At 64.3% G+C, this 19,333-nt stretch carries 13 protein-coding genes, 1 pseudogene and 2 riboswitches; of the genes and pseudogenes, 1 reads left to right on the top strand and 13 read right to left on the bottom strand.

Annotation, left to right across the window (positions count from 1 at the left end; translation table 11 throughout):
• Nucleotides 1-11: 11 nt before the first annotated feature.
• From AC1DXJ_RS11505 to AC1DXJ_RS11445, 13 genes and pseudogenes are all read right to left on the bottom strand, one after another.
• On the bottom strand, nucleotides 12-1,709 hold the full coding sequence (locus AC1DXJ_RS11505) for an ABC transporter substrate-binding protein (protein WP_477636986.1): 1,698 nt from the start codon (nucleotides 1,707-1,709) through the stop codon (nucleotides 12-14).
• Between the two features lie 839 nt (nucleotides 1,710-2,548).
• Nucleotides 2,549-3,922: an L-serine ammonia-lyase gene (locus tag AC1DXJ_RS11500; RefSeq protein ID WP_477636985.1), complete on the bottom strand. Its 1,374-nt coding sequence runs from the start codon at nucleotides 3,920-3,922 to the stop codon at nucleotides 2,549-2,551.
• A gap of 70 nt (nucleotides 3,923-3,992) precedes the next feature.
• The gene (gene glyA / locus AC1DXJ_RS11495) at nucleotides 3,993-5,279 is read right to left on the bottom strand and encodes a serine hydroxymethyltransferase (RefSeq protein ID WP_477636984.1); all 1,287 of its coding nucleotides are present in this window, start codon (nucleotides 5,277-5,279) and stop codon (nucleotides 3,993-3,995) included.
• Nucleotides 5,280-5,286: 7 nt separating this feature from the next.
• Nucleotides 5,287-5,661 carry a glycine cleavage system protein GcvH gene (gcvH, locus tag AC1DXJ_RS11490; protein ID WP_477636983.1) on the bottom strand — a complete coding sequence of 125 codons (375 nt, stop codon included), beginning with the start codon at nucleotides 5,659-5,661 and terminating at the stop codon, nucleotides 5,287-5,289.
• A gap of 26 nt (nucleotides 5,662-5,687) precedes the next feature.
• Nucleotides 5,688-6,787, bottom strand: a pseudogene (gene gcvT, locus AC1DXJ_RS11485) (glycine cleavage system aminomethyltransferase GcvT).
• Between the two features lie 35 nt (nucleotides 6,788-6,822).
• On the bottom strand, nucleotides 6,823-9,657 hold the full coding sequence (gene gcvP / locus AC1DXJ_RS11480) for an aminomethyl-transferring glycine dehydrogenase (RefSeq protein ID WP_477636982.1): 2,835 nt from the start codon (nucleotides 9,655-9,657) through the stop codon (nucleotides 6,823-6,825).
• Nucleotides 9,658-9,705: 48 nt separating this feature from the next.
• Nucleotides 9,706-9,796: riboswitch (glycine riboswitch) on the bottom strand.
• 1 nt (nucleotide 9,797) lies between these two features.
• Nucleotides 9,798-9,891: riboswitch (glycine riboswitch) on the bottom strand.
• A 202-nt stretch (nucleotides 9,892-10,093) separates the two neighbouring features.
• Nucleotides 10,094-11,017 (bottom strand): carbohydrate ABC transporter permease, encoded by a 924-nt coding sequence (locus AC1DXJ_RS11475; protein WP_477636981.1) that lies wholly within the window; start codon nucleotides 11,015-11,017, stop codon nucleotides 10,094-10,096.
• Entirely contained in the window at nucleotides 11,007-11,858 is an 852-nt protein-coding gene (locus tag AC1DXJ_RS11470; RefSeq protein WP_477636980.1) for a carbohydrate ABC transporter permease, read from the bottom strand. Before AC1DXJ_RS11470 ends, AC1DXJ_RS11475 begins: the two co-directional genes overlap by 11 nt.
• Nucleotides 11,859-12,045: 187 nt before the next feature.
• A complete protein-coding gene (locus tag AC1DXJ_RS11465) occupies nucleotides 12,046-12,813 on the bottom strand; it encodes an NHL repeat-containing protein (protein ID WP_477636979.1) in 768 nt (255 codons plus the stop codon).
• Nucleotides 12,814-13,003: 190 nt separating this feature from the next.
• Entirely contained in the window at nucleotides 13,004-14,443 is a 1,440-nt protein-coding gene (locus AC1DXJ_RS11460) for an ABC transporter substrate-binding protein (protein WP_477636978.1), read from the bottom strand.
• Nucleotides 14,444-14,782: 339 nt separating this feature from the next.
• On the bottom strand, nucleotides 14,783-14,965 hold the full coding sequence (locus tag AC1DXJ_RS11455) for a hypothetical protein (RefSeq protein ID WP_477636977.1): 183 nt from the start codon (nucleotides 14,963-14,965) through the stop codon (nucleotides 14,783-14,785).
• Nucleotides 14,966-14,994: 29 nt separating this feature from the next.
• Nucleotides 14,995-16,383: a dihydropyrimidinase gene (gene hydA, locus AC1DXJ_RS11450; RefSeq protein ID WP_477636976.1), complete on the bottom strand. Its 1,389-nt coding sequence runs from the start codon at nucleotides 16,381-16,383 to the stop codon at nucleotides 14,995-14,997.
• Nucleotides 16,384-16,506: 123 nt separating this feature from the next.
• Nucleotides 16,507-17,766 (bottom strand): M20 family metallo-hydrolase, encoded by a 1,260-nt coding sequence (locus AC1DXJ_RS11445; protein ID WP_477636975.1) that lies wholly within the window; start codon nucleotides 17,764-17,766, stop codon nucleotides 16,507-16,509.
• Nucleotides 17,767-18,189: 423 nt separating this feature from the next.
• Here AC1DXJ_RS11445 and AC1DXJ_RS11440 point away from each other — a divergent pair, with 423 nt between their 5' ends.
• Nucleotides 18,190-19,287, top strand: a complete 1,098-nt coding sequence (locus tag AC1DXJ_RS11440) for a LacI family DNA-binding transcriptional regulator (RefSeq protein WP_477636974.1) — start codon at nucleotides 18,190-18,192, stop codon at nucleotides 19,285-19,287.
• Nucleotides 19,288-19,333 lie beyond the last annotated feature (46 nt).

The raw sequence follows: 19,333 nt of genomic DNA, 5'->3' as shown, positions 1-19,333 counted from the left end.
CACTGACTCTCCTACTTGGCGACGCGCAGGGCCAGGGGGTCGAACAGCTGTCGAACGGGGTCGTAGCCCGTCCCCGCGATGTCCTTGCGCACCACGAACGGCCTCTCGGCATTGGCAACCCAGATCGACGCATAGTCATCGTGGACGAGCTTCTGCACCTGCTTGTACTGCTCGCACCGGTTGTTCTCGTCGGGGTTGGTGATCGCTGCGGTGAGCAACTTGTCGACTTCCGGGTTGGAATACTGGGATCGGTTCGTGCCCTTGCCGACGAACTTGCTGTGGTAGCCCGTGTTGAGCAGCACCCCAACGTCTGGGTAGCGTGCCGAGTCGTAGGCCAAGGAAAGCGCCGGAGTGGTTTTGGTGCTCTTCAGGAGGGCCGTGTAGTTCGGGAAGGTGGTGGCCTGAAGTTTGACGTCCACCCCGATGTCCCGCCAGTTCGACTGGAACAGGGTGGCAATCTGCGTGAACTCGACCTGGTTGGGCTGGTAGAGCATCGTGAGCGACAGTTTCTTACCGTCGCCGTAGCCCGCGTCCTTGAGCAGCCCCTTGGCCTTCTGGGCATCCTGGGATGCCGGTGGGAGGTCGGCGACGCACTTCATGACTGAGGGGACAGGTCCGCTGGCGACCTTGCCCTTGCCTTCCAGGTTCTTGTCAATGTGAGCCTGCGAGTTGACTGCGAGGGCCAGTGCCTGACGAACCCGGACGTCCTTGGTCGGGCCCTCCTGCGTGTTGAAGTTGAGAACCGATTCGATGCCGGCGGGCTGGTTGCGGATGTCGAACTTGGGGTCGTTCTTGAAGGTGGCGACGTCCGGTGCCTCCATGTGCCCGACCAGGTCGAGCGTCCCTGCCCGCAGGGCGTCTCGCATGCTCGCGCTCTGGGTGATGTTCTGGAGAGTGAACTGCTGAGGGCGCTCCTTAACCAGGTCCCAGTAGTCGGGCCACTGCTTCAGCTTGATGTTCTGGCCCTGCGTGTAGCCCTCCAGGGTGTACGCGCCGCTGCCCGCTTCATTACTGGCGAGCCATGCTTGCCCGCCATCACTGCCCTCATGCTGCTTGACGAGGGCTGAGTTCACGACGTAGACCTTGCTCAAGGCACCGAGCAGAAGAGTGCTGGGCGTCGACAGGGTGATGGTGACGTGCGTGTCATCATCCGCCGTGGCAGAGCCGTAGTCGCCGATAAGACCCCCAACCCCGGTTCCACCCTTCTTGAGCCGGTCCAGGGTGTACACGACGTCCTTGGCCGTGAGCGCAGTGCCATCATGGAACTTGATGTCGGACCGAAGCGTGAGCTTGATGGTCTTCAGATCTGCGCTCTGTTCCCATTCGGTAGCCACGCGCGGCGCAAGAGTCGCCTTCGAGTCGTAGGTGAGTACCGGGTCGTAGAGCAAGTTGCCCGGAATGTCATTCTGCAGTGTGTTCGCGAGGGTCGGGTCGAGCGTGTTCAGCAGCGTTGCGGCTGCAATCCTTGTTGGTCGCGTACTCGTCGTCGAGCTCCCCCCTCCTGCGCACCCCGTCAGCCCAACGGCCACTGCGAGGGGGATGGCAACGGCGGATGCTCGGCCTAGCTGACTGTTCTTCAACATCATGGAACCCTTCCAGGTCCGTGGAGGTTGCGAGCGGCGATGGGAGCCCGCCCACAGTGCACCGTGGGATGGTCGCGGGTTGTGCAGACGGGTGCCCTTGCTGAGAGCCAGGTCTTCGGCCTTCATGTGCGCCTCCGTCTGCGACGAACGTTGCGGCAATGCTCTTGTGGAGCAGCCGCTGCTTGGATGATCCTTGGGAACGATCCCAACCTTCGTGTCCTCATCATGAAGGCGTGCCAGAAGCCTGTCAATGGCTTCACAGGCGGAGATTTGAGTTGAACATCGGTCCACCAAGCACCGGGTCGACCGATGTTCATACGCCCATGGGCGCTTCCAACCGGGGGAACGTTCCCGGTGCCGACGACGAGCGCCAGATCCAGGATCGAGAGGTGCGGCGAGGGGAAGGACACAGCGGTTCGCCCCAGCCGGCTGGAACCACTCGAGCCGCTGGATTGGCGAGCCGGACGCACCCCGGTTGTGGGCCCCCGCCGGAAGCCACCCTGCTTCGCTGCTGAACCTGTGCAGGCTTAAGCAGCAGCGAGTGGTCAGCCTCTCCGTCGCCAGGGCTGCACCCCGGCGGTGTCACCATGGCGACGAAGATGGTCGCCGCGGTATCCCTACCATCAGCGGGGCAGCCTTCCGGAGTTACAGACCGCCTTCGACGTGACCCGCGCTCATCCCCGACGAGGTCACAGCGGTTCAGTCGGCCGGCATGCATCCAAGATCGACCGAGAATGAGACGGGCAATCTGGTGCATGGAATCCACAAGTGCGCATGTGTCACACCGGGCGCAAGCCTAACAGTCAAATAGCAAGACACCCTGTCCATCCTGCGACGTTAGCGCAGGTCAGACAGGGTGTCAGAGAGTGGGACTTAGGTGATTCGAACCCCTGGTCTTCTCATTGCGAAGGCTGCCAAAGGTCCGCCTACCACGTCGCCCTGCAGATCGAGCAGCAACCGGTCCCTCAGCACTCAATCACGTTGACCGCCAAGCCTCCCCGGGCGGTCTCCTTGTACTTGTCCTTCATGTCGGCACCGGTTTCGCGCATCGTCTTGACGACCTTGTCCAAGGACACGATGTGACCTCCGTCGCCTCGCAGTGCCGTCCGCGCTGCCGTGACGGCCTTCACCGACGCGACCGCGTTGCGTTCGATGCACGGGATCTGCACCAGGCCCCCCACAGGGTCACAGGTGAGGCCGAGGTTGTGCTCCATCCCGATCTCGGCGGCGTTCTCGACCTGTGCCGGTGTGCCACCAAGAACTGCGGCAAAGGCTCCGGCGGCCATGGAACAGGCGGAGCCGACCTCTCCTTGGCACCCGACCTCCGCTCCCGAGATCGAGGCGTTCTCCTTGAAGATGACGCCGATGGCTGCCGCCGTCAGAAGGAAGGTGACGACTCCGTCGTCGTCGGCACCTGGCACGAAGCGGGTGTAGTAGTGCAGGACGGCCGGGATGATGCCCGCAGCGCCGTTGGTGGGTGCGGTGACGACGCGCCCTCCGCCGGCGTTCTCCTCGTTGACGGCCAAGGCGTACAGCGTGAGCCAGTCCATGCCCCGGAGGGGGTCGTCAGCTGCATCCTCGGCGGCCAGCTGTGCGGCTAGTCCGGGGGCGCGTCGCGGGACCTTGAGACCACCCGGCAGCGTGCCGTCCGTAGCGGTGATGCCATTACGGACGCACTCCTGCATGACATCCCAGAGTCGCAAGAGGTCCGCGCGGACCTGCTCCTCTGAGCGCCATGCCCGCTCGTTGGCCATCATGATCTGGGCGATGGACAACCCTGTGTCCGCGCACCTAGTGAGAAGTTCATCGCCGGTACTGAAGGGATGGTCCACGACGGTGGACTCCGCGACAACCGCCAGTCCGGTGGCCCCTTCAGAGACGACGAAGCCGCCACCGACCGAGTAGTAGGTGCGGTCGCTAACCACCGTCCCAACTCCGTCGTAGGCGGTTAGCGTCATGCCATTGGGGTGAAACGGCAGGGCCTTTCGGCGATGCAGGACGAGGTCGTCGTCCTCGTCGAAGTCAACCGCGTGGATGCCGAGCAGGGTCACACGGCGCGCCGTACGGATCTCTTCGAGGAGACCATCCACCTTCCGCGGGTCGCACGTCTCCGGACGGTGACCTGACAACCCCAGGAGGACAGCCTTGGCAGACCCATGACCATGTCCCGTGGCGCCCAGCGACCCGAAAAGCTGAGTTTGGACCCGAGCCACCTCTGCAAGCCGGCCACTCGCCTGCAGCGCGTCGGCGAACAGGGCTGCGGCACGCATGGGCCCGACGGTGTGCGAGCTGGATGGACCGATTCCTACTGAGAACAGGTCGAAGGCGCTCAGTGCCATTCGACCTCACCGCGCTTCGGTGTGCACAGCCCCCAAGACAAGCCTAGGCGGTGCTCTGTGCGGCGCCGTTTCATGACCGGGAAGACAGGGCCGGGTATAGGGGAAGCGCGGCCGCGAGCGCGTTAACTCGGTCGCGCAGCTGCCGCACCTGGTCCTCTGCCAGTTCGGACTGCAGCCCGGCAACGATGATGTCGGCCACCTCGACAAATTCCGCCGGTCCGAACCCGCGTGTCGCCAGGGCGGCAGTGCCGATCCGGAGCCCGGATGTCACCATCGGTGGACGAGGGTCGTTGGGGACAGCGTTGCGGTTGACCGTGATCCCCACCGAGTGCAGCCGGTCCTCTGCCTGCTGGCCGTCGAGGGCGGACTCGACCAGATCGATGAGGACGAGATGGACGTCGGTGCCACCGGTCAGCAACTTGATTCCCGCAGACCGCGCATCCTCTTCTCTAAGACGGTCGGCGAGGATGCGGGCTCCATCCACGGTCCGCTCCTGTCGCTCCCGGAACTCGGGCCCCGCGGCGATGAGGAACGAGACGGCTTTCGCAGCGATTACATGCTCGAGCGGTCCACCTTGGAGCCCTGGGAAGACGGCGCTGTTGATCTTCTTGGCGATCGCGGGGTCGTCGGTGAGGATGACTCCGCCGCGGGGACCGCCCAGCGTTTTGTGGGTGGTCGACGTGGTCACGTGGGCGTGCGGCACAGGGTTGGGATGCAGCCCCGCGGCAACCAGTCCAGCGAAGTGCGCCATGTCGACGAAGAGCAAGGCACCGACCTCGTCCGCAATTTCCCGGAACCGGGCGAAGTCCAAATGACGCGGGTAGGCAGACCAGCCGGCGATGATGAGCTTCGGCCTGTGTTCCGCCGCGAGCTTCGCGACTTCTTCCATATCGACGAGGCCATCCGTTCCGACGTGGTACGGCACGACCGCGAAGGTCTTTCCGCTGTAGTTCAGGCGCATCCCATGGGTCAGGTGCCCGCCGTGAGCAAGGTCGAGTCCCAGGATCGTGTCGCCATGCTCGAGGAGGGCGAAGAACACCGCCATGTTGGCCTGCGCCCCGGAGTGTGGCTGGACGTTGGCGAACTGGGCGCCAAAGAGCGCCTTGAGTCTCTCGATGGCCAGTCGCTCGACCACGTCGACGTGTTCACAGCCTCCGTAGTAGCGCCGCCCTGGGTAACCCTCCGCGTACTTGTTCGTTGCCGTGGAGCCCTGGGCCTGCATGACCGCCACGGGTGCGAAATTCTCGGAGGCGATCATTTCCAGGGTGGTCTCCTGCCGGTCGCGCTCGGCGTCCAGGGCCGCGGCGACCTCGGGGTCGACCTGAGCCAGGTCCTGGTTGAGAAGGTTGGAAGCCATGATGTCCTCAGCCCTGCGCGATGAGCTCGTCGTATGCGGACGAGTCGAGCAGGTCCGGGGTTCCGCTGACGCGCACCTTGAGAATCCAGCCCTGATCGAAGGGGTCGTTGTTGAGCAGCCCCGGATCGTCGCCGACAGCGGCATTGACCTCGAGCACCTCGCCATCCACCGGCGCGTACAACTCACTGACGGACTTCGTCGACTCGATCTCGCCGCATGAGTCGCCGGCGGTCAGCATGGCCCCGACCACCGGTAGGTCGACGTAGACGATGTCGCCCAGGGCCTCGGCGGCGAACTCGGTGATACCGACGGTGGCGACATGTCCGTCGATGCGGAGCCACTCATGCTGGTCGGTGTACTTCAGGTCGGTCGGATTGGCCATGTCGATGTCCTTTACTCGGGTTGGGCTCAGCGGGGGCGGCTGTAGAAGGGCAAGGGCACGACCGTCGCCTCGACAGTCGACCCGCGGACGTCGACGTGCACCGGCGTCCCCGGCTCGGCGAAGGCCGTGTCGACGTACGCCATCGCGATGGGGTGGCCCAGGGTCGGCGAGGGCGCCCCACTAGTGACCCAGCCGATCGGTTCGTTCTTCTCGGGGTCCACGACGACCGAGCTCGCCCGCGGGGTGCGCCGACCTGCGGATGGAGGCCCACACGAACCTGCGTGACCGGGAACCCCGCCTTGGCCTCCAACGCCTGACGCCCCACGAAGTCGCCGGCCTTGTCGAAACGAACCACGCGTCCAAGGCCCGCCTCGAACGGGCTGAGCTCCCCCGTGAGCTCGTTGCCGTAGAGGGGCATAGCGGCCTCGAGCCGCAGCGAGTCACGGCACGCCAGTCCGGCCGGACGCACGCCGACATCGTGGCCACGATCGGCGAGCTCGGTCCAGATGCCCCCCGCGTCCCCAGGATGGCAGAAGATCTCGAAGCCGTCCTCGCCCGTGTAACCCGTCCGTGCCAGGCGTGCCGGTCGACCAGCGACCTGCCCCTTGGCGATGGCGTAGTAGCGCAACGCCTCCAGGTCGACGTCGGTGACCGGTTGGAGCACGGCGGCCGAGACGGGTCCCTGAATCGCGATCAGGGCCCAGTCGTCACGCGAGTCATGGACTTCCGCGTCGAAACCGATCGCCCGGCCCTTCAGGGCGTCGAGCACGACCTCGGAGTTGGCCGCATTGGCGACGACCATGTACCGCGAATCCTCCAGCCGGTAGACGATCAGATCGTCCAGGATCCCGCCGTCGGGACGGCAGATCATCGTGTACCGGGCCTTGGTCACAGCGAGTGCGCCGATGTCCCCCACTAGGGCGTAGTCCAGGAACGCGGCGGCCTCGGGTCCGGTGACCTCGATCTCACCCATGTGGGACAGGTCGAACAGGCCCGCCGCCTGGCGCACGGCGTGGTGCTCGGCCAGCTCACTGTCATACCGCAGCGGCATGCGCCAGCCTGCGAAGTCGATGAAGTGCGCGCCGGCCTCGGCGTGCAGATGCTTCAGGGCCGTGGGCTTCGACATGGTGTCCTCCATGGGGGTACGGGGCTCGAGCACGGTCACGACGAGAACACCTCCGGCGGTGGGCAGGAGCAAACCAAGTTGCGATCGCCATGGCTCCCGTCGATCCGTCGCACCGGGGGCCAGTACTTGTCCTCGGACGTTCCAGAGGGGAAGACAGCGGCTTCTCGGCTGTACGACCTGTCCCACTCCCCCACGACCGACGCTGCAGTGTGCGGAGCAGCGCGCAACGGACTGTCCTCCACAGCGAGCTCCCCGTTCGCGATCGCCTCGATCTCGGCCCGGATCGAAATCATCGCGTCGATGAAGCGGTCCACCTCGCCGAGGTCCTCGGACTCGGTCGGCTCGACCATCAACGTGCCCGCGACGGGGAACGACATGGTTGGTGCGTGGAAGCCGTAGTCCACCAGTCGCTTTGCGACGTCGTCGACGGTGACGCCGGTGGCGCGCGTGAGGGCTCGCAGGTCGAGGATGCACTCGTGGGCAACCAGGCCGTGGTTGCCGGTGAACAGCGTCGGGTAGTGCGGCACCAGCCGACGCGCAATGTAGTTCGCTGCCAGGACAGCCACCTTGGTCGCCTGCGTGAGCCCCTCGGCCCCCATCAGCCGAACGTAGGCCCAGCTGATAGGCAGGATGCCCGCGGAGCCGAAGGGCGCAGCGCTGACCGGGCCGATGCCCCTGCGTCTGGTGGGGTCGGGGTGCATCGGGTGGCTCGGCAGGAAGGGCACCAGGTGGGCCGCGACTGCCACGGGACCCACACCTGGGCCGCCGCCGCCGTGAGGGATGCAGAACGTCTTGTGCAGGTTGAGATGCGAGACGTCACCACCGAACTGGCCCGGAGCTGCCAGCCCGAGCAGGGCGTTGAGGTTTGCTCCGTCCACGTACACCTGACCGCCGTGTTGATGCACGACGTCGCACAGCTCGGTGATGCCGTCCTCGTACACGCCGTGGGTCGAGGGGTAGGTGACCATCACCGCTGCGAGACGGTCACCGTGCTCTTGGCACTTGGCGCGGACGTCCTCGAGGTCGATCGTGCCGTCCTCGTTCCCGCCTACGACGACCACCCGCATGCCTGCCATGACCGCGGAGGCGGCGTTCGTGCCGTGGGCCGACGATGGGATTAGGCATACGTCGCGCTGGGTCTCACCGTTGGCGCGATGGTAGGCGCGAATGGCCAGGAGTCCGGCCAGCTCGCCTTGGCTTCCCGCATTCGGCTGGATCGAGACCTTTGCGTAACCGGTGAGCTCTGCGAGCCAGTTCTCGAGTTGCTCGACGAGGCTGGCATATCCCGCCGCCGCGTCTGCTGGAACGAACGGGTGGAGGTCGGCGATTCCGGGAAAGGAGATCGGTTCCATCTCGGTTGTGGCGTTGAGCTTCATGGTGCACGACCCGAGAGGGATCATGCCGCGGTCCAGTGCGTAGTCCTTGTCAGACAGCGACCGCAAGTAACGCAGCATCTTCGTCTCGGAGTGGTGGCTGCGGAACACCGGATGGGTCAGGATCTCTCCTGCACGTCGCAGCGAGGCAGGAAGACGGTCTCCGCCTTCGATCGTGGGTGACCACGCCGCGTCGAACGCGGCGAGGATCGCTGTGATGTGCTCCGTAGTGGCGCTCTCCCCGACCGAGACCGCAACGTGGTCGTCGTCGACATGGCGAAGGTGGATGTCGGCCTTCGCCGCAGCCGTCACAACCTCGGCGCCACGGCCGGGTACTTCAAGAAGAACGGTGTCGAAGAAAGTCTGGTGCACCACGCTTACGCCGGCAGCCGACAGGCTGTCGGCTAGAAACGCCGCGTGCGTGTGGATGCGGTTGGCGATCCGGCGTAAGCCTTCCGGGCCGTGGTAGACCGCGTACATCGAGGCGACAACCGCGAGAAGCACCTGGGCGGTGCAGATGTTGGAAGTCGCCTTCTCCCGACGGATGTGTTGTTCACGGGTCTGCAGGGCCAGTCGGTACGCGGGTCGACCTGTGGCGTCGACGCTGACCCCGACGAGCCGCCCTGGCAGGCTCCGCTCCAGCCCATCGCGGACGCTGATGAAACCTGCGTGCGGACCGCCGTAGCCCAGCGGCACACCGAAACGCTGGGACGAACCAACGACGATGTCGGCGCCCCACTCCCCCGGCGGCGCGAGCACGGTCAGGGCCAGGAGATCGGCAGCTACAGACACCAAGGTGCCGCAGGTGCGCGCCTCGTGCACGAGGCTGCGGTGGTCGGCCACGACGCCGGAGGCGCCCGGGTACTGCACGACCAGCCCAAACGCGTCGTCGCGGGGCAGACCCGTGCTGAGGTCGGCGACGACCACCTCGATCCCGATGGCCTCGCACCGCGTTCGTAGGACCGCCACGCTCTGCGGCAGCACGTCAGCGTCCACCAGCACGACGTCAGACTTTCCCTTGGCGGCGCGACGCATGACGGTGACTGCCTCAGCGACCGCCGTCGCCTCGTCGAGGAGGGACGCGTTGGCCGTCGGCAGGCCGGCCAGGTCCGCAACCATCGTCTGGAAGTTCAGCAGTGCCTCGAGCCGACCTTGCGAGATCTCCGGCTGGTAGGGCGTGTACGCCGTGTACCAGGCCGGGCTCTCCAGCACGCGTCGACGGATTACCCCGGGGGTCACCGTCGCGTAGTACCCCAGCCCGATCATCGACTCTCCGGGGGTGTTGGCCGCGGCAAGCGCGCGCAGCTCAGCCAGCACCTGGGCTTCAGTCGCCGCAGGAGGCAGTGAAAGATCGTTGAGACTACGCACGCCCTGCGGGATGGCTGCGTCGACCAGCGACTCAAGGGAATCGAAGCCGAGTTCAGCCAGCATGACATCCAGCTCGCCGGACGTGAATCCGATATGGCGGGCGACGAAGTCGCTCAGGTGTTGGGTCATCGAGAGGCTCCCGGGTTTGACCGTGCGATGGCACGGCGGGTCTGGTGGCCTCCCCGCTCTGTCATTGGACCTGAGAGCTTCGCCGCGCGCGCGACTTGCACCGTGGGTGCGGGTCTCGGGACCCGCTTTCCAGAGTTCGCCTCACCAGAACGGTCTGTGGGCCTGAGAGATTCGTGGGAAGACTTGCTCCTTCGGCGCCGGGCACATAGGCCCTGGCTCTCCCGCCCTGGTTCAAACGGCGAAATATGAAGTTGTCTCTTCGGGATCCTTTCCGTATTCGATCGGCACGTCAAGGGCCGGTCCAAGAACTGACCAACGACTGTTGCGGCGAAAGGCTGAGCTGTAGAAAGGTCGTCGTCGCGCCGACGCAATGCAATGACGACATACGAGCCAATGTCCTTAGTTGCACTGCAAGGACGGCCTTGCGAGTGACCCATCACTTCATTCCAGATACCAGGACTCCCCGAACGTAGTATCTCTGAAGCCACAAGAAGATGATCAGCAAGGGAATTGTGGAGATGGACGCGGCCGCGAACAGCTCTCCGAACATGGGGAAGTTCGCCACGGTTCGGAACTTGCTGATAGCTACCTGGACTACCTGCTTCGATGGATCTTGCATGATGACAAGGGGCCAGATGAAACTGTTCCACGCCCACATGAACTCGATCAGCGCCAGGGTCACCAGTGCCGACCCCACGTTGGGCAAGGAGATATGCCAGAACGTCTGGAACCGGGATGCCCCGTCGACTAGGGCCGCCTCGTCGAGCTCGCGAGGAATCTCCAGAAACGCCTGCCGCATGAGAAACACCCCGAATGGGCTGAACACGAACGGCAGATAGAGAGCCGTGTAGCTGGATACCAGACCGAGGTCACGCATCACTGCGTAGAGCGGGACTACGATGACGTCGAAAGGCACGAAGGCCGTGACCATCGTCAGCCCGAAGAGTAGGTTTCGCCCCCGGAATGTTAACCGGGCAAACGCATATCCGGCCAGGCAGGAGAAGATGCACGCCCCGACGACCTGCCCGACCGCCACCAGCAACGAGTTGAGCAGATTTCGGTGGAAATCCCAGTTCACGAATATGGAGGCGTAGTTCTCCAGCGTAGGAGCTGGAGGCAGGAACGTCTTCCAACTGAGGGGTGAGGTATAGCGAAAGACGTCCTCGGTGGGCTTAAAGGAGGTCAGGAACATCCAAACGAACGGGAGGAGGAACACGAACGCAGTCCCGATGAGGATCGCATACGACGTCACGTCTCCCGCCAGTCGCCTCGCCGCAGGAGTCCACTGCCTGTGCCGTGCCTGCAACCGCTCAGGACCCGCGGAGGGCGACGATTCGGTCAGGTGCAGGTCAGTGCTCATAGTCCGTCCTTAGAGCTCGCATCTGAACAAGAGATGTGGCGCTGAGCATGATGATGATGATCATCGCGGTGGCGGATGCCTCACCCATTCGCTGGTAGCTGAACGCCTGCTCGAACATGTAGTACGCGAGGTTGGTGGACGCATTCTCCGGCCCTCCTTGCGTCGTGAGGATTACTGGCGTGATGATCCGATAGCCATCGATCGTTGCCATGAAGGTCGCAAGGAGGAGCATTCGTTTGAGCATAGGAAGCGTGATGTGGATCAGCCTCCTCAATGGCCCGGCACCATCGATGGACGCAGCCTCTTGGTACTCCTTCGGGATGGACTGGAGTCCTGCCAGAAGGATCAACATCGTGAAGCCCAGGTCCTTCCAAACGACGATGACCAAGATTGAGGGCAATGCCTGCGTGGTGCTGGTCAGGAATGGTTGCGTGGGTATGCCGACCGCACTGATTAGCGAGTTGAACAGGCCGTTGTCAGGGGTGTACAGGATGTTCCAGACCAGGGTGATCACGGCATCGGACGACACCAGCGCGGCGAACACAGCACCTCGGACGATGGTCCTGCCAGCCAAGTGGCGGTTGAGGAGCAGGGCCAATCCGAGGCCGAGCGGTATCTGAAGCGCGAGCTTGCCACCGATGTACAGGATGGTGTTGCCGAGTGCGCGAAGAAACCTGTCTGAGGCGAACAGGTTTGCGTAGTTGTCCAGCCCGACGAAGGTCGAGGCATCGGGGTTGAGCGGACTGAACTGAAGGGTACTGTTCTTCACCGCCACCACAAGCGGTGCCCAGTGAAAGATCGCCAGGCCCACCAACATGGGCACGACAAAGAGGCACACCATGGGCACCACGCTCGTCTGGCCGAATACCGGCCGGCGTTTCCGCCATCTACCCATTGTTCATTCCGCTCTCTCGGCCTCCTCGCTCCGAGGTGGACGTGTGCAAACTTCCTCGTCGTGGTCACCAAGGCGCCGGCCATCGGCTGGCTCGGACCACCGGTTCCCGATCTGCTCGAGACCCCGCCTACGGCTAAGCGGGTACCCGTCCGGGGCGCGCTGCGGAATCGTTGCCGCCGATCCGCTCCCACTTCTCTACGTAGGGATGGCCGTCTGGGAAGCTGAAGTACACGTCTCCGCTCGACGCGACCCAGATCGAATGCGGTGGCGCGGCGCTGTGAGCCCGAGCAAGCACGCGTCCCGTTGTGTCGTACATGTGCACTCTGCAGATGGTGTCTGCGACGTAGAGAATCTGTTGCTCCACGTCCATCGACAAGGCTGCTGGGCGGTGCAGAATGTCCTGCCACTCCTCGATGAACCGGCCTTCGGGGTCAAAGATGGAGATCCGGCCCGTGTCGCGGTCGCCTACGTACACCCGCTCCTGGGCGTCGACACAAATCGAGTGAGGGGTTGCGAACTGACCCGGGTTCTTGCCTGGCTCCCCCCACGACCGCAGATGGGTGCCGCCCGGGGAGAATACGTGGACCTTCGTGTTTCCATCCCCATCGCCCACGTAGACATTCCCCGTATTTGGCGACACGGTCACGTCCGACGGGTGATTGAACGGTTCGTCGAGTGCGGGCCGCCCCGTGCCCAAGGTGAACACGACGTCCCCCATCGGGTTGCACTTGAAGATTTGGTGCCGCTCGGTGTCGACGAGGAAAATCGAGTCGTCGGGCGTGACGAAGATGCCATGCAGCCCGGCGAAGAGCCCTTGCCCGAAGCCCCCGATATAGGTGCCGTCCGGGGCATAGACCGTAACCGGAGGCAACGAATCCGTTCGGAGGTCGCGCTGGATCACATAGATCCTCCCCTGAGAGTCGACAGCGACCCTTCGCACCTGTCCATAACGATGTCCCTCGGGGATACTGATCACCTGCCGGTTCGAACGGAACATCGTGTCGCCTGGGCCCTTGACGAAGAGTGCCTCTTGAGGCCGCGTATCCGCCATACCAATCTCTCCTTAGAATCTGAACGAAGGTCGCGCCGAGTCAGCTCTTATACCGCTTGATAAGTCCATCGATCTCTCGGCCGGCCCCGTGCAGACGCTCATCGACTTTGGCTCCGAGTGCGATGTCCTTCACGGCGGTGTTCATCTCCCCGAAGTACTCGAGGTAGCCAGGGGTCACCGGCGCGGCGTGGCCCTTCTCGATGAGGGTGCGACCTAGCTTGTCTACTAACAGGGTGTAGTTGAGCTTGTCGAACAGCGAGAGCCGTGCCGGCATAGAGCCCCACGCCTTGTGCCAGGCGACACGGTTCGTGTCGTTGTGCAGGAACGCCATGAAGGCGGTGGCCTCGGCGGGGTGCTTGCCGCCGGCCGAGATGATTGGCGAGTCCCCACTCACGTGGTTGAAGGTGATGGTGCCCCGAGGGACCGGCGTGACTCCCCAGTCGAAGCCGAGGTACCAGTCCTTTTGCGCCTTGTCGGCATACCTCCTGGAGAAGGAGAAGGGCCCGAACTTCATCGCGGCCTTGGCGTCCTCGAATTGTCTCGGCAACGCGACAGAAGGAGTGACCTTCTGCTGGAACAGGCGCTGATAGAGGCCCATGCCCTCGATGGCCTGCTTGGTATCCACGTAGCCCGATGCCTGTGATCCGTCGGCACCAACCCCGATGAAAGTCTTGTACTCGCTGGAGTCGCGTGCTGCGCTCGGGTCGCCCATCGAGCGCAAGTAGATGCCCTCGTAGAAGTAGTTGGAGCCGGGTCCGCCGTTGCCGTAGTCAGAGGCCGCCAGCGCGTAGGTCTCCACCGAGCCGCCACGATTCAAAGCGGCCGAAAGGTCCATGCAAGCCTTCTCGAACTGAGCCCAAGTCCAGCCCTGGTCTAGGTCGGCCGTCTCCGGCGGGGCCTCCACGCCAGCCTTCTTGAACAGGTCTCGGTTGAAGTACAGCATGATCTGGCTGGACTCCCACGGCCAGGCGTACAGCTTGCCGTCCACGACCAGCTGCGCCTTCGCAGCCGGAGTCAGATCGTTGATGAACTCGGGAGTCATGTAGTCACTCAGGTTCAGCGGGATCTTGTTGTACACGTAAGCCTGAACGAAGTCGCCCTTACCCATCATGATGTCGGGGGCGTCGCCGGCTGCCACGTAGGTCTGGAGCTTCTGATTGAGGTCCCCGTAGGCGACGGTCTCTTCCTTGATGGTGATGTTGGGGTATGCCGCGGTCCATTCTGCGTAGATCCGCCTGTAGTAGTCCTCCGCGGCGGGCGTTGCGATCTGGCGCAGATACCTCAGCTCGACCGGCTTGTCAGTGGGAACCGGCCCCTTATAGGCGCCGAGGTCCAGTTTGTAGTTGCCGGGCCCTGGGCCCGTGACGTTGCCCGGCTTCGAGCCGCTGGCGCAGCCAGTCAGCGCCAGGGCGCCGACACCGCCATAGAGGAGAAGGCTGCGTCGGCTCAGCTGCGAACGCAGAAGATCGTGGTCAGTCATGCGTGGCCCTCCATCGGGTGCTCTGTCGTTTGGATCCGGGCCTGTCACGGCCCCACGTCACTTACTGAGTCAACGGCCGCCAGCAGGTACTGGCGTTCTCGCTAGCGGTCTGCCTCACGCCTCGGCGGCTTGATCCACCAGCGCTATCGGCTCTGGGCCACCCGGGCGGGTTTCCCCTGCCCCGGCAGCGCACTGTTCTTTGCGCGGCTCCGCACTGCCAAGAGGTGTGTTGGAGGAGTAGTCGCGACCTGGTCTGTCCATGGGTAGGACATGTGTGCAATCGTTCTTGCGATCGATCTTGCGCTGACGCTATAGCACCCCAGCTAAGGCGTCAACGGCTCAGGCGACTCCGCTTCGAGCAATCTTCGCCGCCCGGCCGGTGCAGGGTTCGGCAGCGATGGCCTCCAGCAGTTGCTTCTTGTGGGTCAACGGTTTTGGCCCCTCGCGGCCGAGCTCGTCGAATCCGATCCGGTCCGCGCCACTGGTGATGCCGCAGGCGGTGTGCCCGGATACCGGAGCCATCTCGCGATTCGAGGTGGATCACAAATGCTCTACACGGTCGACCTCACGATGAAGCGACCGTGTCCAGAGCGCCCCACAAACTCGCCCGACCGCGCTACAAGCTGCCCACGCGAATACACGGCCTCGATGCTGCCCTTGAGCTTCCAGCCTTCGTAGAGCGTGTAGTCGATGTTCTGCTCCTGGGTCGATGCGGAGATCGTCGTGGCTCCGTGCGGATCCAGTACGACGATGTCCGCGTCGGCTCCGGGGGCGATGATTCCCTTCTTGGGAAAGAGACCGAACTGTTTTGCCGGCGCCGTGGAGGTCACCTCGACGAATCTCTCGAGCGAGATCCGGCCCTCCGTCACGCCCCTGTCATACACCACCGACATCCTGTGTTCGACGCCTGGGCCGCCATTGGGGATCTTTCGGAAATCATCGCCGCCGAGCCGTTTCTTTTCGGTCAGGCAGAACGGGCAATGGTCCGAACTGACGACACTCAGGCCTCCGGCCGCGAGCCCCCGCCAGAGGGCATCCTGATGATCTTGTGTCCGAATCGGTGGCGTGAGCACGGCGCCCGCGGGAGCAAACCCCGGCTCGTCGTAGATGCTTCGGCTCAGAGTCAGATAGTGCGTGCACGTCTCCCCGGCAACCAATCGGCCGTCTGAGCGCGCCTCACTCACCGCAGCGACGGCTCCGGATGTCGAGAGGTGAACGAAGTAGATCGGCGCGTCGGTCAACTGCCCGATCATGATCGCGCGCTGAACGGCCTCGACCTCAGTCGATGGCGGGCGAGCGATCTCGTGCGTGCCGGGCCCCGTCATGCCGTTCGCGACGAGTTCTTCGGCGATGCGGTCGATAACGTCGCCGTTCTCAGCGTGGATGCAGACCTGGCCACCGACGCGACGTGCCGCCTTGAGGACGTCATACATCTCCCCATCGCTGAGCATCAGGGAGCCTCGGTAGGCCATGAAGACCTTGAAGCTCGTCACCCCGGATCGTGCGATCTCGGCGAACTCGTCCGTGGCGCCGCGATAGAGGTCGGTGATACACATGTGAAAGCCGTAGTCGATGGCGGCCTTCCCGTCGGCCTTTGCATAGTGTTCACCCAACGCGTCCAAGAGCTTGACACCGGCGGGTTGCATGGCGAAGTCGACGAGCGTCGTAGTACCGCCGACGGCAGCGGCCCTGGTTGCCGAGGTGAAGTCGTCCGAGGTCTTGGTGCCCATCATGGGCGAGTCGATGTGCGTATGGACGTCCACACCCCCAGGCAGCAACAACTTCCCCGTGCAGTCCACCTCTGTGCCATCTGGACTCGGTTCCAACGACTGACCGACACTGTCGATGCAGCCGTCGATGATTCGAACATCTGCTTGGACGGCTCCGTTCGCGTTGACGACCGTCCCGCCACGAAGAAGTATGGTGGCCAATCTTCTCACTCTCCCTAATCTTGTCGCAGAGGTTCACGAGCCTCGTCCGTAGGGCCGTCGGAGTCAGTCGGGGCGGTCGGCCTCGTGCTTCTGCAATGGTTTCTTTGGCGGCGCCCCGAAGCGCTGTCGCTCCTAGGCGAGACGACTATCGAGGCGAATGAGGGAGTCGACAAGGACATCGACCCCCATTGCGATGTCGGCGGGCTCGGTGAGCTCGTCGGGCGAATGGCTAATGCCGTCGTTCTGTGAGGGAATGAAGATCATTCCGGCCGGCGCGAGCGCCGCCATGTGCACTGCGTCGTGCGTGGCCCCACTGGGGATGGGCATCCATGGGATCCCACGGCGGTCCAGCCCCGCGGCGATGGCCTCTTGCACCAGGAGGTCGGCAGGCACGACCCGGTTGTCGGTCGACCAATCGACCTCGACCTCGACGCCACCTGCCTGCGCCGCGTGGAGGATCTCCTCCGAGATCCGGCCCCGTGCACCGACGAGCCATGAGGCATCCACGCTGCGAATCTCGCTTTGCATGATGATTCTCGCCGGAACGACATTCGGCGAGGGATTGGGGTTGTCCACCCTAGTCGTCGTCGCCACGCCCTGAACCGGCGCCTCGCACCCTACCCGTTCCACGGCCAGCACCGACCGTGCGGCCGCGACCATCGCGTCGCGCCGATCCTGCATTCGGCGGGTTCCCGCGTGGTCCGCCCTCCCTGCGAAGCGTGCGACCAGTCGTTCGATACCGGTTATCGCGGTGACCACACCGATCGGCAGGCCCCGCTCCGCCAAGGTAGGACCCTGCTCAACATGGAGCTCGATGAATGCCGCGACGCTCCCGGGCTTCCATAGGGGATCGACGAGTTGACCCGGAACGATTCCGTTGGCGTTCAATCGCTCCGCGAGCAGGCCGCCGTCCGGCGCCGAGCTGTTAAGGATGTCGGGCGAAAGCCCTTCCGCCGCGGCACGACTGCCCAGGCAGCCGAAACCGTAGTCGTTCGTCTCCTCGCCGAAGAAGTCGACCACCACGAGATCGTGGTCCAGACGGACACCCGACTCGTGAATGCACCGCACCGCCTCGATGGCGCCCAGGACGCCGCAGATCCCGTCATATCGGCCGCCACCGACCACCGAATCCGTGTGGGATCCGGTGACCAACGCTGCCGACCGTCCGCCCTGTCCGGGCAGGCGACCGAGGATGTTGCCTGCACCGTCCACGGAAACCTCGAGACCCGCAGCCTTCATGCGCGACCGCACCCAGTGGCGGGACTCGCCGTACGGCTCTCCAAGCGCCCGGCGCGTCCATCCTGGCTCCGTCGGATCCCGGTACTCGGCGATGGCATTGAGGTCGGCGACGATCCGCTCGACCTGGGCCTTCCCGAAGGGCAGCTCGGTCACCTGACCGGGCCCGTCGATCGTTGTATTGGGCGCTCGAGTCTGCGATCGCCGACTCTGTCGTGCGTGCCTGGCCAGTCGCACGGCAGACAACCCAAGGGCGCGCATGGACGGGCGGTGACCACGTGATGGTAGTCGACGGAGTATTTGATCAATGCACGCCTCTCTCCAACGGTGTCCCAGCGTCGATGGGACAAGAAGTGCCCTCGCCGAAGAACGTTTGTGCAAACGTTCTTGCCCACCATACTGACCACGTTCTGCGCAGGTCAAGGGGAGCGACGCAGCCGGGGAAATCCCGGGGGCAGTCTCGGGGTGCGCGTGGGGGAAGTCTGAGTAATGTCAGAGTCCGCAAGGGGACACGCCGGGTCATTGGTGCTACGGGTCGGTCCACAGACGTAGGAACGATTGTACAATCGTTCCTACGCCATGTTCCGCTTACGTGGCTACAGGAACACTGGGCGCCCCGTTGGGGCTAGAGGGGATTCGATGACTGAAGGCAGTGCCGCCCGCCGACGCAGGGGCGTGACCCTGAAGGAGATCGCGGAGAAGACAGGCGTGCACGTGTCCACCGTGTCGCGAGTCCTGCGCCAGGACGCCCCACCCGATGGATGGTCCGAGGCGGCACTTCGAGTGCGCACGGCTGCCGCGGACATGGGATACCAGCCCAACCCCTGGGCGGCCAGCCTGCGCACCCGCCGCACCGGAGTATTGGGCGCGGTCATGCCCCGGCTGACCGACGGTGTCATCGCGAACATGTACCAGGGCGTACAGCAGGCAGCGGAGCGGGCCGGATACTCGGTGTTGTTGTCCAGTCCTGAGGATGACTCGGCTGCGATGGTGAAGGCGCTGCAGCTTGTGATCGGGCGCTTCGTCGATGGCGTTGTGGTGAGCGGTCTGCGGTCGCCGGCCGGCCCCATTCTCAACTCCCTGGGTACGGACGGAACGCCCATCCTCCTGCTTAGTCGTCACGCAGACTCTGATCTTCCCTCGGTCACCGTGGCTGACTTCGACGGTGGCGAGCTAGCCGCCCAACACCTGGTCGCGCTTGGCCACCGCCACTTGGGCGTCATCGCCGGACCAGACGACGCCTCTAACGCCACGGAACGCGTCGCTGGCTTCATCCACGGGCTGCGGGAAGCCGGAATCAAGATCCCTCGGCGCATGGTTGTCCCCTCCGGCTTCGACGTCCAAGGAGGCGTGGAGGCTGCAGAGCGCCTCCTCGCCAGCAGTCCACGCCCGACGGGGCTGTTCGCGGTGAACGACGCGGCCGCGATCGGCGCGATGGGTGTGGCCCGCGACCGGCAGCTGTCGGTCCCCGGTGACCTCTCCATCATTGGATTCAACGATCTTGATGTGTCGGCACAACTTCCCGTGGCGTTGAGCACCATCCGCACGCAGGCGCGTCAGGTGGGTGAGGAGGCCGTGCAGGCTCTTCTCCAGCTTATGGCGGGTCAGACCGTCGAGTCCCGACGGGTCCCGGTCGAGCTCGTCGCCAGGGCCTCGACCGGCCCGGCCCCGCAGTGACCCGCGACGCTGGGCTAGGGAGGTAGAGCGGAATGGGGCAAGGCTG

The sequence above is a fragment of the Pedococcus sp. P2_D9 genome (assembly GCF_056404275.1).
The sequence above is the reverse complement of the archived record's forward strand: the minus strand, read 5'-3'. Positions and strand labels throughout refer to the sequence as shown.

Bases quoted from the DNA above. Each gene is read 5' to 3' on its own strand.
- AC1DXJ_RS11505 (WP_477636986.1), bottom strand. From the start codon at position 1,709: ATGAAGGCCGAAGACCTGGCTCTCAGCAAGGGCACCCGTCTGCACAAC.
- AC1DXJ_RS11470 (WP_477636980.1), bottom strand. From the start codon at position 11,858: ATGGTGTGCCTCTTTGTCGTGCCCATGTTGGTGGGCCTGGCGATCTTT.
- glyA (WP_477636984.1), bottom strand. From the start codon at position 5,279: ATGGCTTCCAACCTTCTCAACCAGGACCTGGCTCAGGTCGACCCCGAG.
- AC1DXJ_RS11455 (WP_477636977.1), bottom strand. From the start codon at position 14,965: ATGGCTCCGGTATCCGGGCACACCGCCTGCGGCATCACCAGTGGCGCG.
- gcvP (WP_477636982.1), bottom strand. From the start codon at position 9,657: ATGACCCAACACCTGAGCGACTTCGTCGCCCGCCATATCGGATTCACG.
- AC1DXJ_RS11440 (WP_477636974.1), top strand. From the start codon at position 18,190: ATGTTCCGCTTACGTGGCTACAGGAACACTGGGCGCCCCGTTGGGGCT.
- AC1DXJ_RS11500 (WP_477636985.1), bottom strand. From the start codon at position 3,922: ATGGCACTGAGCGCCTTCGACCTGTTCTCAGTAGGAATCGGTCCATCC.
- gcvH (WP_477636983.1), bottom strand. From the start codon at position 5,661: ATGGCCAATCCGACCGACCTGAAGTACACCGACCAGCATGAGTGGCTC.
- AC1DXJ_RS11460 (WP_477636978.1), bottom strand. From the start codon at position 14,443: ATGACTGACCACGATCTTCTGCGTTCGCAGCTGAGCCGACGCAGCCTT.
- AC1DXJ_RS11475 (WP_477636981.1), bottom strand. From the start codon at position 11,017: ATGAGCACTGACCTGCACCTGACCGAATCGTCGCCCTCCGCGGGTCCT.